Genomic DNA, 12,988 nt, shown 5'->3' on the forward strand with positions numbered 1-12,988 from the left:
CCTCGCCGCGGTCGCCGCACGACTCAACAACCGCCCCCGCAAAACACTCGACTGGCACACCCCACTCGAGAAACTCACCACGCTACTGTCCTAACAGAGCACGTTGCGACCACCACATGAATCCGCCCGGCATTGGAGACACTCAGCGTCTCCAATGCCGCATTGGGGACACGGCTCTGGGAAGAGAGTGTCTTGAATGCCTCTTTCACCCGGTTCAGCTGAAGAAGCTCGACCTTCAGACCTTCCCCATGTCCTGAGGTGACCCAGTAGTGAAGGGGGCCTTCACGCGACGCAGCGCCGGACCGACGTCACCGCGGGGGAGTCTCCCGCGGCGACCGGAACGTCCTCGCCGCGATCCAGCCGCCCGCCAGCGCCGCCACGGCCGCGATCGCGAGCGAGATCGGGATCGACCAGCCCGACGGCCGTCCCAGCGCGAGCGCCCTCGTGGCGTCGATCGCGTAGGTCAGCGGGTTGATCGCCGAGGCCACCCGCAGCCAGGTGGGCATGGTCTCGAGCGGCATGTAGGCGCTGGAGGAGAACATCAGCGGGAACATGACCACGAACGACGCCATCTGCAGGGTTTCGGCCTTGCGCAGCCAGGTCGTGATGGCGACGAAGATCCAGCTCAGGCACCAGCCGACGACGAGCGTGAGCAGAAGTGCCGCGGTGACACCGAAAACCCCGCCGGTCGGCCGGAAACCGAGCAGGACCACGCTGGCGAGCGCCGTCACCAGCAGTTGCACGGCCAGCCGGGCGGAGTCGGAGATGGTGCGGGCCACCAGGACAGCCGAGAGACTGATGGGCATGCACCGGAGGCGTCCGGTGAATCCACTGTAGATCTCCGCGAGCAGGCCGGCGCCCGAGCTCATCGCGGTGGTCATCGCGATGTTCACCAGCGTCGCCGGGACGAGGAAGTTCACGTAACCCTGGTAGGCCGCGACACCGGGCAGCGTGCTGACCCCGTTGAAGACCTGGCTGAACAGCAGGAGCAGCACGATCGGTTGCAGCAGCCCGAAGAACACCAGCCGCCGGTCGCCGAACGCGGTCTTCAGCGACCGGACGGCGAGCACCCGGACCTGGGTGCCGAAGGTGCTCGGCGGCCAGGTCGCCGGATCGGTCAGCACCAGCGGTGCCGGCGCGCGGTGGCGTGCCTCGGTCATGACGGGACCGCCGGATTCCGGTGCAGGGAAAGGTAGACGTCGTCGAGCGTCGGCTCGGCGACGGTGAGGTCCTTCATCGGCGCGCCCGCCGCGTCGAGCGCGCGGACCAGCACCGTGATGTCGGAGGGCCCGGACAGCGGGACGCCGAGCACCAGCCCGGAGGCCGACGTCGTGCAGCTCATGCCGAGCCGGTGCAGCGCGGCCACTGCCCGGTGGGCGGCGAGCCCGGTGCCGAAGGTCAGGGTCGCGGTCCGTTCCCCGAGTCTGGCCTTCAGTTCCGACGGCCGCCCGGAAACCGTGACGTGCCCCAATCCCAGCACGATGACGTGATCCGCCAGTCTGTCCGCCTCCTCGAGGTACTGCGTGGTGAGCACGACGGTGGTGCCGCGTGCGGCGAGCCGTTCGACGCCGTCCCAGAGCCCCGCTCGGCTGAGCGGGTCGAGGCCGGTCGTCGGTTCGTCGAGGAAGAGGACGTCGGGGGAGCCGACGAGCCCGGCCGCGAGATCGAGCCGCCGCCGCATCCCGCCGGAGTACGTCCGCGCGGGCCGGTCCGCGGCGTCGTCGAGGCCGAACATGGCGAGCAGTTCGGCCGCGCGGGCCCTGGCCTGGCGCCGGTTCGCGCCCAGCAACCGGGCGACGAGTTCCAGATTGCCGCGGCCGGAGAGCGCGTCGTCGACCGCCGCGAACTGGCCGGTGACCCCGATCCGCCGTCGGACGTGATGTCCGGCGCGGACGACGTCGAAACCGCACACCTTGGCACTGCCGCCGCTCGGTTTGACGCGGGTGCTGAGGATGTCGATCAGCGTCGTCTTCCCGGCGCCGTTGTGGCCGAGCACCGCGAGCACGGTGCCGCGGCCGACGCGGAGACTGACGCCGGCGAGAGCCGTCACTTCACCGTAGTGCTTGGCAAGGCCGGTCACTTCGATGGCAGCCTGCTCCATTCGCCGAACGTAGCGGGGGTTTCGGTGCGGCCGCAATGAACGGGAGCGGACTCCGGACGCGCGTGGCAATTCAGGACGTCGTCCTCCACACGCGCGTCACAAGAACACGCGTGTGACAGTTTTGCCTCCGCCGATGTCGACGAGCGTGACAAAAGCGATTCGGCGCGGGTGGCGGTGCCAGTTAATGAGTCACCCGATCCCACCCGGATGACAAACAAAAGGGGCCGGATCCGGTGTCCTTGCCGGTGCGAGAGGGCACAGGTAATTTACCGCTTCCGTGTCCGTGCCGTTTCGGCCGTGTCACGCAATTTCTCCGATTCCCCGGGAGTGACCGTTGTGAAGTTCCCACAGAAACTGAAGTCGAAAAGATCGGTGCAAGCCTTGGCCGCCGGTACGGTGGCCGCCGTCGCGGCCACCCTGGGCATCGCCGGCGCGGGCTTGAGCGAGGCGGCGCCCGCGTCGCTGACGCTGAAGTACACCTGCCCGTTCCCCCTGATCGGCGACCAGACCCTCGTCGTGAAGATCGACACCGTCCTGCCGGACGACGCCGTGGCCGGGAAGACGTCCACCCCGATCACGTTCGACGTCGACGTCACCGTTCCGGCGGACGCGACCGCGGGACTTTCGCTCGTCGGCGCCACCACCGTCGAGGGCAGCGCCAAGGCCGCCGCGGTGCTGAAGTACCCGGTCGACAAGACGCTGAACCTCGGTCTCCCGCTGGTCATCCCGGTCACGCCGGTGCCGGAGGCGGGCGAGTTCCACGTCAAGACGAGCGGCAAGGCGCCCGCGGTCACGTTCCCCAGCGCGGGCACCGCTTCGGTGACCGTCGGGAACTTCAGCACCACCATGACGCCGAAGAACGCGCAGGGACAGCCGACCGACCTCGGCACGTTCACGTCGGACTGCATCGTCCAGCCGGGACAGAACCAGCAGCTCGGGACGTTCGAGATCAAGCCCGCCGGTGGTGGCACGACGACACCGACCACCCCGACGACGCCCACGACACCGACGACGCCCACCACGGAGCCGACTCCGACGACGGAGCCGACTCCGACTTCGACGACGCAACCGACTCCCACCACCGAGCCGACCCCGACGACGGAGCCGACTCCGACTTCGACGACGCAACCGACTCCCACCACCGAGCCCACGCCGACGACGGAGCCGACTCCGACCTCGACCACGGAACCCACTCCGACCACGGAGCCGACCCCGACGACGGAGCCCACTCCGACTTCGAGCACGCAGCCGACTCCCACGACGGAGCCGACTCCGACCACCGAACCCACGCCGACTCCGACCACGGAGCCGACGCCCACGACCGAGCCCACTCCGACCACGCAGCCGACTCCCACCACGGAGCCGACCCCGACGACCCAGCCGACGAGCCCGACCACCGTGCCGACCACGCCGACCACGACACAGCCGCCGGGCGACACCAAGATCGTCTACGGCGTCAAGGGCAGGACCACCATCGCGGGGCTGAACGCCAGACTGCCGCTGGGCCCCGGTGAGTTCACCGCGAAGCTGAACGCCCAGTCGGGCAAGTTCACCGGTCAGCTCTCGCTGCCGCCGTCGAACGTGCAGTTCCGGTTCCTCGGCTTCTTCCCCGCCTCGGCGACGGTGAAGATCAACCAGGTCGGCGACGTGACGGGCACCGTCAACGCGGGCGCGGTGAAGGCCGACACGAAGGCCGACGTCAAGCTGCTCACGGTGCGGCTGTTCGGATTCCCGATCCTGGCGAGTTCGACCTGCCAGACGGCCAAGCCCGCGGACATCCCGCTGGTTTCCGCGCACGGCTTCAACCCGTTGAAGGGCGGCAAGCTGACGGCCGAATACAAGCTGCCGCAGTTCCGCGGTTGTGGCCTGCTGACGCCGTTGATCAGCGCGATGGCCTCCGGTGACGGGAACAGCCTGGAGATCAACCTCACCAAGAAGTAGCAAAGCCTCGTGAGTGGTAATGACGGTTAGAACCGTCATTACCACTCACGAGACCCACTGCAAAACAGTTACGCCCATTACAACCTTTCCGTTTTCCCGAACGCCCGGTCCCGCATTACTTGTCTCCCTGATCTCCCGCCAGTAGCGTGCTGCACAAGTTGGCCGTTCGGCCGGAGAAGTCGAAGTGAGGAAGCCCGAATGTCAGTGATGACCGGGCGCGTTCTGCGCGCCTTCCTGCTCCCGGCGGTGCTGGGGCTGGGGGCGCTTTCACTGGCTTCCGCCTCGGCCGCTCCCGCGCCGGCGCAGCAGGCCGGACCCGAACAGCCTCCGTCCGCCGCGCAAGCCGGACTGAAGTTCGGCTTCTACGTCGGCGACGAACAGCAGCCCACGACCAGCCGCGTCGCGAAACTCGGTTCGGACATCACGTTCCCGCAGGGCCGGTTCGACGGCATGATCCTCGGGTTCACCGACAAGTCGCCGATCTCCGGCAAGCTCGCCATCCCGTCGACGTCGAGCTACTTCGTCTCCTTCCGGTTCATGCCCGCCACCGGCACCGTCGAACTCGTCCCCGACGGCGACGCGACCGGCGTCGTCGACGTGGACACCGGCGCCACGGGCGACTGCAAGGAGGTCGGCACCGCGATCTGCGCGCACACCGATGTCACGTCGAAGGTGTTCATCAAGCTTTCCGACGTCAAAGTGGACGGAAAGGTCCTCGACGTCGGCCCGAACTGCCGGACGGCGCAGTCGGCCGTGGTGAACATCAAGGCATTGGTGCCGCTCGCGTTCCCCGCCCCGCCGGTGAAGGTCACCAGCACCTTCGCCACGCCGGGATTCACCGGTTGCGGGGTCCGTGAGGATCTGAGCCCGTTGCTCACCGGTCTGGTGGCCGGACCGGGCAACACCCTGGTCACCAACCTCAAGCTGCGATGTGTCGGCTCGGCGGGTCCCCCCAACGGATGCGGAGCCTGACGATGACCAATCCCGTCACCCTGCTCGCCCGCGCGCCGGAGAAGGCCGCCGCGGGACTGCGCGAATTCGGCCGCATGTGCGCCATGGGCCTCGACGTCATCCTCGCGATGTTCCGCCGCCCGGTGCAGGTCCGCGAGTTCGTCCAGCAGTTCTGGTTCATCGCCAGCGTGTCGATCACGCCGGCGATCCTCGTGTCGATCCCGTTCGGCGCGGTCATCTCACTGCAACTCGGCTCGCTCACCAGTCAGATCGGCGCGCAGCAGTTCAACGGCGCCGCGAGCGTGCTGGCCGTCGTGCAACAGGCCAGCCCGATCGTGACCACACTGATCATCGCGGGCGCCGGCGGTTCGGCGATCTGCGCGGATCTCGGCGCCCGCTCCATCCGCGAGGAGATCGACGCGATGGAGGTGCTCGGCGTCTCGCCGATCCACCGGCTGATCGTGCCGCGGGTGCAGGCGGCCATCGGGGTTTCGGTGCTGCTCAACGGTTTGGTCAGCGTCGTCGGCGTGCTCGGCGGCTACTTCTTCAACGTCATCGTGCAGGGCGGGACGCCCGGCGCGTACCTCGCGAGTTTCAACGCGCTGGCCCAGCTGCCCGACCTCGTGGTCAGCTCGATCAAGGCGTTCATCTTCGGGTTCCTCGCCGGGGTCGTCGCGTCGTACCGGGGGCTGAACCCCAGAGGCGGCCCCAAGGGCGTCGGTGACGTCGTCAACCAGTCGGTGGTGATCACGTTCCTGCTCCTGTTCTTCGTCAACACCATCCTGACCGCGCTGTACCTGCAACTCGTCCCGGCGAAGGGAACCTGATCCCGTGACCAGCGTCCCCGAACGGGCCAAGGAAGCCTTCAAACGCCCCGGCAACAGTCTTTTCGAGCTGGGCGACCAGTTGCTGTTCTACGTCCGCGCGCTGGCGGCGATCCCGATGGCCGTCACCCGCTATTTCCGCGAAGTGGTGCGCCTGCTCGCCGAGGTGACCTTCGGCAGCGGCGCCCTCGCGGTGATCGGCGGTACCGTCGGCGTGATGGTCGGCCTGTGCGTGTTCACCGGGATCACGGTGGGGCTGCAGGGTTTCAGCGCGCTGAACCAGATCAACATCTCCGCGATGACCGGCTTCCTCACCGCGTACTTCAACACCCGCGAGATCGCGCCGCTCTCGGCGGGGCTCGCGTTGTCCGCGACGGTCGGCGCCGGATTCACCGCGCAACTGGGTGCCATGCGGATCTCGGAAGAGATCGACGCGCTCGAAGTGATGGCCGTGCGGAGCATGCCGTACCTCGTCACCACCCGGATCGTCGCGGGGTTCATCGCGATCATCCCGCTCTACGTGATCGGCCTGCTGATCTCGTACCTCGGTTCGCGGGTGACGACGGTCGTCTTCTTCGGACAGTCCGGCGGGACCTACGACCACTACTTCTCCCTGTTCTTACCGCCTGAAGACGTGTTGTGGTCGTTCGCCAAGGTGCTCGTGTTCAGCGTCGGCGTCATCCTCACGCACTGCTTCTACGGCTATCGCGCCGCGGGCGGCCCGGCGGGCGTCGGGGTCGCGGTCGGCCGCGCCGTGCGGACGTCGATCGTGCTGATCAGCGTGCTCGACCTGTTCCTCAGCCTGGCCATCTGGGGCGCCACCACGACGGTGAAGGTCTCCGGATGACCGCCCGGGCACGGACACAGGCCGCCGGGGTGATCTTCCTCGTCATCCTGGTGCTGCTCGGCTGGCTCGCCGTGGCCATCTTCAACAAGGACTTCGACCGCGCGGAACTGGTCACGCTCAAAACCGACCGGGTCGGCAACCAGCTGGCCCCGCCCGCCGAGGTCAAGGTCCGCGGCGTCCCGTTCGGCGAGGTCAGGGCGGTCCGCGGCAGCGCGGACGGGGTCGAGGTGGATCTCGCCATCGACCCGGCGAAGATCGATCAGCTGCCGCGCAACGTTTCGGCCCGGCTGCTGCCCAAGACGGTGTTCGGCGAGCGCTACGTCAATCTCGTGCTGCCGGACCGGCCCGAGGGCGGCTCGCTGCGCGACGGCGACGTCATCGGCCAGGACCGGTCGGCCAACGCGATCGAACTGGAACGCGTCCTCGGTGATCTGCTGCCCCTGCTGCGGGCGGTGCAGCCGCAGAAGCTCAACAGCTCGCTCGGCGCGATCTCGCTCGCGCTCGACAATCGCGGGAAATCCCTGGGGGACAGCATCGTCCAGCTCAACGATCTCCTCGGCCAGGTGAACCCGCTGATGCCGCAGTTCAAGGCGGACATCAGCAAGCTCGCCGACGTCGCCGACCTCTACACCGGCGCGGCGCCGGACATCCTCAAGGCGCTCTCGGATCTCTCCACGACCGCGAAGACCATTGTGGACACCCGCGCCGATCTCGACAAGCTGTACACCAGCGTCACCACCGCGAGCGGTGACCTGAACAAGTTCCTGGTGCAGAACAAGGACAACATCATCGGCGTCAGCGTGAAGAGCAGGCCGACACTGGAGCTGCTGTCCCGCTATTCGCCCGAGTTCCCGTGCCTGTTCGACGCGGTGAACCGGCTCAAGCCGGTGATGGAGAAGGCCTTGGGCAAGGGCACCGGCGAGCCCGGGCTGCACGTGACGTTGTCCGTCCACGATCCGCGCGACAAGTACGTGCCGGGCCGGGACGATCCGCGGTTCGACCAAAAGGGCGGCCCGCGGTGCTACGGCGGGGGTACGGCTTCGGCGACGGTGTCCTTCGCCGCCGATGGGGACCTCGGCCCGGCCAATTCGAAGGGGGAGCGGGGGCTGGTCGCCGAGATCCTGGCGCCGTCGCTCGGGATGAAACCGGCCGAGGTCCCGGACTGGAGCAGTGTGCTCGTGGGCCCGGCGTTGCGCGGAACGGAGGTGACCGTCCGATGAGGAGTATCGCGGGACCGGCGATCAAGGGCCTGATCTTCTTCGTGATCACCGTGGTGGCGACGGGGATCCTGGCCATCACCATCGCCAACTCCGGGGTCGGCACGACGGTCGGCTACACCGCCAGATTCACCGACGCGACTTCGGTCAACCCCGGGGACGAGGTCCGGATGTCCGGCGTCCGGATCGGGCAGGTGGACTCCATCGGAGTGGTCGAGCGGCGCCTGGCGGACGTGCGGTTCTCGATCGAGAGCAAGCGCCGTCTCACCGCGGGCGCCTCGGTCACCATCAGGTACCGCAACCTCGTCGGCCAGCGCTACCTCTCGATCGATCCCGGTCCGGACGGGCCGGCCGCGCTGACCGAGGGCGCGCTGATCCCGCCGGAGCGGACGACCCCGGCGCTGGACCTGACCGCGTTGTTCAACGGGTTCAAACCGCTGTTCCAGGCGTTGTCGCCGAACGACGTCAACCAGTTGTCGTTCGAGATCGTCCAAGTGCTGCAGGGGGAGGGGAGCACCATCGACAGCCTCCTGGAGCACACCGCGTCGCTCACGAACACGCTGGCGGGCAAGGACGAGGTGATCGGCCAGGTGGTCGGGAACCTCAACACGGTGCTCGACACGCTCAACTCCCAGGGCGACCAGTTCGACAAACTGGTCGACGTCACCGCGCAACTGGTCTCCGGGCTCGCGGCGGACGCGAAACCCATCGGTTCGGCGATCGGCGGGCTCGGCGAACTCACCACGGCCACCGCGGACCTGCTCAAGGACGGCCGCGCGCCGTTGAAGGACAGCATCAACACCCTCGGCGACCTGTCGAAGAACCTCGCCGACAACACCCCGGTGTTCGAACAGTTCCTGACGAATCTCCCGAAGAAGCTGGACCGCATGGGCGCGATGGTCTCGTACGGCTCGTGGTTCAACTTCTACCTGTGCTCGGTCAAATCGGACGCGCCACCGGCCCCGGGCGGCCCGCCGGTCGGCATCCCGCTGACCCAGGGACGGTGCCGGTGAAAGCGCCCAGGATCAAACCCTTCCGCAGCCGCAATCCGATCGTGGTCGGCACCGTCACGGCCGTGCTGATGACCGTCGCCGGTTCGGCGGTGTTCTTCTCCGACGACCTCCCGCTGATCGGCGGCGGCACCACATACGCGGCGGAGTTCACCGAAGCCGCCGGGCTCAAACGCAACGACGAGGTCCGGGTCGCCGGGGTGAAGGTCGGCGAGGTCACCGACGTCCTGCTGGACGGCGGCCGCGTCAAGGTCCTGTTCCGGGTCAAGGACACCTGGGTGGGCAACCGCACCACCGCCGCGATCAAGATCAAGACCCTGCTAGGACAGAAGAACCTGGTCATCGACCCGGTCGGCAACGCGGAACTGGACCCGGACGAGCCGATCCCCGTGCAGCGCACGAGTTCTCCCTACGACGTCACCACCGTGTTCAACGACCTCGCGAACACCGTGGGCGCGATCGACACCGATCAGCTCGCGAAGGCTTTCGGGACGTTGTCGGAAACGCTCGGCGCCTCCACACCCCAGGACGTCCGGACCGCCTTCGACGGCATCACCGCGCTGTCCAAGACACTCGCGTCCCGCGACGAAGAACTGGTGAAACTGTTCCAGAACACGAACAAGGTGTCCCAGACGCTCGGCGACCGGTCGCAGCAGATCGAGGCGCTGATCCGCGACGGCAACACCCTGCTGACGGAGCTGAACGCGCGCAAAGACGCGATCGCGAAGCTCTTCAGCGGGGTGAAGAACCTCTCGGTGCAGCTCAAGGGGCTCGTCGCGGACAACCAGAAGACACTGGGCCCGGCACTCGAGCAGCTCGATCGCGTCGCCACCGTGCTGCAGCGCAACCAGGACAAGCTCGGTGAAAGCCTGCGGCTGGCCGGGCCGTTCTACCGGCTGCTCGGGAACGCGGTCGGCAACGGCCGCTGGATCGACACCTACATCTGCGGGCTCGTCCCGACCGGCAGTACGCCCGGCAGCTGCATGCCGTCGAGGAACGGGGGACGCTGATGGGGCGCCACTTCACGTTGTCCGATCTCGGGGCGCACGCCCGCCGCCGGGCCTGGGTGCGGCGGCTCGCGGTCGCCGTCGTCGCGGGGCTGGTGGTGACGGCGGCCTGGCCGCTGCTGACCCGGCAGGCCGACCGCGTGCTGACCGGGTACTTCACCGCGACCGTCGGGGTCTACCCGAACACCGAGGTGCGCGTGCTCGGGGTCCCGATCGGTTCGGTGACCAAGGTCGAGCCCCAGGGGACCACCGTCCAGGTGACCATGACCGTACGGCCGGACGTCAAGCTGCCCGCCGGTGTCGGCGCCGTCGTGATCACGCCGAGCCTGGTCGCCGACCGGTACGTGCAGCTCACCCCGGTGTACACCGACGGCCCGGAGCTGGGCGGTGACGCCCGGATCCCGCCCGAACGCACCGTGACCCCGGTCGAGGTCGACGAACTCCTCGGCAGCCTCAACCAGCTGATGACCGCGCTGGGGCCGAAGGGCGCCAACCGGGACGGCGCGGTCAGTGACGTCCTGACCAAGGCCGCGACCTACCTCGACGGCAACGGCGGAAAACTCGGCGAGGCGATCAAGAACCTCGGCGAATTCGCCAGGACGGCGAGTGATTCCAAGGACGATTTGTTCAACTCCGTCGACAACATCAGCAAGTTCACCGCGATGCTCGCCTCGAACGACGACAGGGTGAAACAGGCGATCCAGCAGATCTCCTCGATCAGCAAGATCCTGGCCGATCAGCGGGACCAGTTCTCCGGCGCGATGACCGAACTCACCGAGGCGCTGAGCGTGGTGCAGGGCTTCATCAAGGACAACCGGGGCAAAGTGAAGTCCGATGTGGACAAACTCGCCGAGATCACCAAGGTGCTCAGCCAGCAGAAGGCGTCGCTGAGCGAGGCGCTCGACGCCGCGCCGAACGCGCTGGCGAACGTCCTCGGCGCGTACAACCAGGGCGCGGGAACGCTGGACGGCCGAGGGAACCTCACCGAATTCTCGGGGGCGAAATGAAGTCCCGGTTCAAATGCGCGGCCCTGCTGGCCCTCACGCTGGCCGCCACCGGCTGCAGCAGCGGCGGTGTCGACGTCTACGACATCCCGTTGCCGGGTGGCGCCGCGCTGGGCGAACACCCGATCCATGTGACGGCGAGTTTCAGCAACGTGCTGGATCTCGTGCCGCAGTCCGGGGTGAAGGTCAACGACGTCCCGGTCGGCCAGGTGCGGACGGTCGAACTGGCGCCGGACGGCCGCAGCGCGGTGGTCGGGCTGCTGCTCAACGGGGACGTGAACCTGCCTGCCAACGCGGTCGCGCGGCTGCGGCAGGCGAGCATCCTCGGCGAGAAGTTCGTCGAACTCGCGCCACCGGCCGACGGGACCCCGAGCGGGCGGCTCACCGACGGCGCGGTCATCCCGCTGGCCAGTTCGTCGCTGACCCCGGAGATCGAGGAGGTCTTCGGCGCGCTTTCCCTGCTGCTCAATGGTGGAGGCGTCGCGCAGGTGCAGAACATCACCCGCGAACTGAACGACGCGCTCGGCGGCAAGGAAAGCGCGGCCCGCAGCCTGCTGGCCAATTTGGACACCTTCGTGCGCGGACTCGACGAGCACAAGTCGGAGATCACGCGCGCCATCGAGAGTGTCAACAAGCTCGCGGCGACGCTGAACGCGAACACCGAGGAGATCAAGACGACGCTGAACGGGCTCACCCCGGGGATCGAGGTGCTGAACCAGCAGCGTCAGGCGCTCGTCGGGATGCTGAAGTCGTTGGACGGGCTCACTTCGGTCGCGGTCGACACGGTGAACCGCAGCAAGGACGACCTCGTCGCCGATCTCAAAGCGCTCGAACCGTTGCTGCGGAAGCTGGCCGACTCCGGGGACAAACTGCCGAAGGCGATGGAGATGATCTTCACCTTCCCGTTCCCCGACGCCGCGCTCGAGGCCATCCGCGGTGACTACCTGAACACGTTCCTGACCTTCAAGAACAGTGGTGGCCGCTGATGCTGACCAAGTTCGTCCGTGTCCAGCTGGTGGCCTTCGTGGTCATCGCGGTCCTCGGCGTCGCGTATGTCGGCGCGACGTACGCGGGGCTGGACAAGCTGGTGCTCGACCGCGGCTACACGGTCAAAGTGCGGCTCGCCACCGGTGGTGGCATCTTCAGCAACGCCGAGGTCACCTATCGGGGCGTGCCGATCGGCCGGGTCGGAGAACTGCGGCTGACCGCCTCCGGAATGGAAGTGGACCTGGAAATCGAGCCGGGCGGCCCGGAAGTCCCCGCGGACACGGAAGCCGTCGTCGCCAACCGGTCCGCCGTCGGCGAGCAGTACGTCGACCTGAGGCCGCGTCGCGGTGACGGTGCCGTGTTGCGGGACGGTTCGGTGATCAGCGAGGCGGACACGAAGATCCCGCTGCCGGTGGACGTCGTCCTGTCCAGTGTGGACTCCTTCGCCAACTCGGTGCCGAAACCCGCCCTGCGGACCGTGGTCGACGAGCTGTACAACGCGACGTCCGACGCGGGCCCGGCGCTGGACCAGCTCGTCGGGCGGGGGATCGAGTTCGTGAAGGAGGCGAGCGAGCACGTCGGCCCGCTGACCAGGTTCGTGACCGACGCGCAGACCGTGCTCGACACGCAGGTCTCACAGGCGGACGCGATCCGGTCGTTCGGCGCCAACGCGAAACTGCTCGCCGCGACGCTGAAGAGCTCCGACGGTGATCTGCGGCGGCTCATCCCGGCCGTTCCGGCGGCGGCGAACGAGATCAGCACGCTCCTGAGGGAGACCGGCCCGAGCCTCGGCATCCTGCTGGCGAACCTGCTGACCACCGCGGACGTGCTGGAAACGCGGCAGGACGGCCTCGAACAATTGCTGGTCACCGCGCCGAAGGCGGTCGCCGCGGGCCACGCGATCATGGGCCCGGACGGCGCGCACGTCGGCCTGTCGCTGACGTTCTTCGATCCGCCGCCGTGCGTCACCGGCTACGGAACCGGCTACCGCGACGGTCTCGACACGTCGCCGCGACCGTTGAACACCGCGGCGCGCTGTGCGCTGCCGAAGGGCAACCCGACGAACGTGCGCGGCTCGCAGAACGTGCCGGGAAGGTGA

12 protein-coding genes are annotated in these 12,988 nt (G+C 67.9%); 10 read left to right on the forward strand and 2 right to left on the reverse strand.

The features are described from left to right. Nucleotides 1–308 precede the first annotated feature (308 nt). The gene (locus ACLJRM_RS19630) at nucleotides 309–1,160 is read right to left on the reverse strand and encodes an ABC transporter permease (protein WP_410605157.1); all 852 of its coding nucleotides are present in this window, start codon (nucleotides 1,158–1,160) and stop codon (nucleotides 309–311) included. After that, complete coding sequence (locus ACLJRM_RS19635; RefSeq protein ID WP_410663877.1) at nucleotides 1,157–2,101, reverse strand: ATP-binding cassette domain-containing protein; 945 nt, start codon at nucleotides 2,099–2,101, stop codon at nucleotides 1,157–1,159. The genes ACLJRM_RS19630 and ACLJRM_RS19635 overlap by 4 nt, the downstream gene beginning before the upstream one ends. A gap of 336 nt (nucleotides 2,102–2,437) precedes the next feature. On the opposite strand from ACLJRM_RS19635, the gene ACLJRM_RS19640 reads away from it, so the two are divergent. From ACLJRM_RS19640 to ACLJRM_RS19685, 10 genes are all read left to right on the forward strand, one after another. Next, nucleotides 2,438–4,042, forward strand: a complete 1,605-nt coding sequence (locus tag ACLJRM_RS19640) for a DUF6801 domain-containing protein (protein ID WP_410663878.1) — start codon at nucleotides 2,438–2,440, stop codon at nucleotides 4,040–4,042. A 198-nt stretch (nucleotides 4,043–4,240) separates the two neighbouring features. Further along, entirely contained in the window at nucleotides 4,241–5,014 is a 774-nt protein-coding gene (locus ACLJRM_RS19645; RefSeq protein ID WP_410663879.1) for a hypothetical protein, read from the forward strand. Nucleotides 5,015–5,016: 2 nt separating this feature from the next. After that, entirely contained in the window at nucleotides 5,017–5,820 is an 804-nt protein-coding gene (locus ACLJRM_RS19650) for an MlaE family ABC transporter permease (RefSeq protein WP_101608568.1), read from the forward strand. Between the two features lie 4 nt (nucleotides 5,821–5,824). Then, nucleotides 5,825–6,664, forward strand: a complete 840-nt coding sequence (locus tag ACLJRM_RS19655) for an MlaE family ABC transporter permease (RefSeq protein ID WP_101608567.1) — start codon at nucleotides 5,825–5,827, stop codon at nucleotides 6,662–6,664. Beyond that, nucleotides 6,661–7,884 (forward strand): MCE family protein, encoded by a 1,224-nt coding sequence (locus tag ACLJRM_RS19660; protein ID WP_101608566.1) that lies wholly within the window; start codon nucleotides 6,661–6,663, stop codon nucleotides 7,882–7,884. The genes ACLJRM_RS19655 and ACLJRM_RS19660 overlap by 4 nt, the downstream gene beginning before the upstream one ends. Further along, nucleotides 7,881–8,894, forward strand: coding sequence for an MCE family protein (locus ACLJRM_RS19665; RefSeq protein WP_101608565.1), 1,014 nt, complete (start codon nucleotides 7,881–7,883; stop codon nucleotides 8,892–8,894). Before ACLJRM_RS19660 ends, ACLJRM_RS19665 begins: the two co-directional genes overlap by 4 nt. Continuing rightward, a complete protein-coding gene (locus ACLJRM_RS19670) occupies nucleotides 8,891–9,901 on the forward strand; it encodes an MCE family protein (RefSeq protein WP_233223120.1) in 1,011 nt (336 codons plus the stop codon). Before ACLJRM_RS19665 ends, ACLJRM_RS19670 begins: the two co-directional genes overlap by 4 nt. Further along, nucleotides 9,901–10,905 (forward strand): MCE family protein, encoded by a 1,005-nt coding sequence (locus ACLJRM_RS19675; RefSeq protein ID WP_101608564.1) that lies wholly within the window; start codon nucleotides 9,901–9,903, stop codon nucleotides 10,903–10,905. Before ACLJRM_RS19670 ends, ACLJRM_RS19675 begins: the two co-directional genes overlap by 1 nt. Further along, nucleotides 10,902–11,888 carry an MCE family protein gene (locus ACLJRM_RS19680; RefSeq protein WP_101608563.1) on the forward strand — a complete coding sequence of 329 codons (987 nt, stop codon included), beginning with the start codon at nucleotides 10,902–10,904 and terminating at the stop codon, nucleotides 11,886–11,888. The genes ACLJRM_RS19675 and ACLJRM_RS19680 overlap by 4 nt, the downstream gene beginning before the upstream one ends. Next, nucleotides 11,888–12,988 (forward strand): MCE family protein, encoded by a 1,101-nt coding sequence (locus ACLJRM_RS19685; RefSeq protein WP_410605152.1) that lies wholly within the window; start codon nucleotides 11,888–11,890, stop codon nucleotides 12,986–12,988. The genes ACLJRM_RS19680 and ACLJRM_RS19685 overlap by 1 nt, the downstream gene beginning before the upstream one ends.

The sequence above is a fragment of the Amycolatopsis sp. lyj-84 genome (assembly GCF_046549075.1).
Lineage (GTDB): Bacteria > Actinomycetota > Actinomycetes > Mycobacteriales > Pseudonocardiaceae > Amycolatopsis.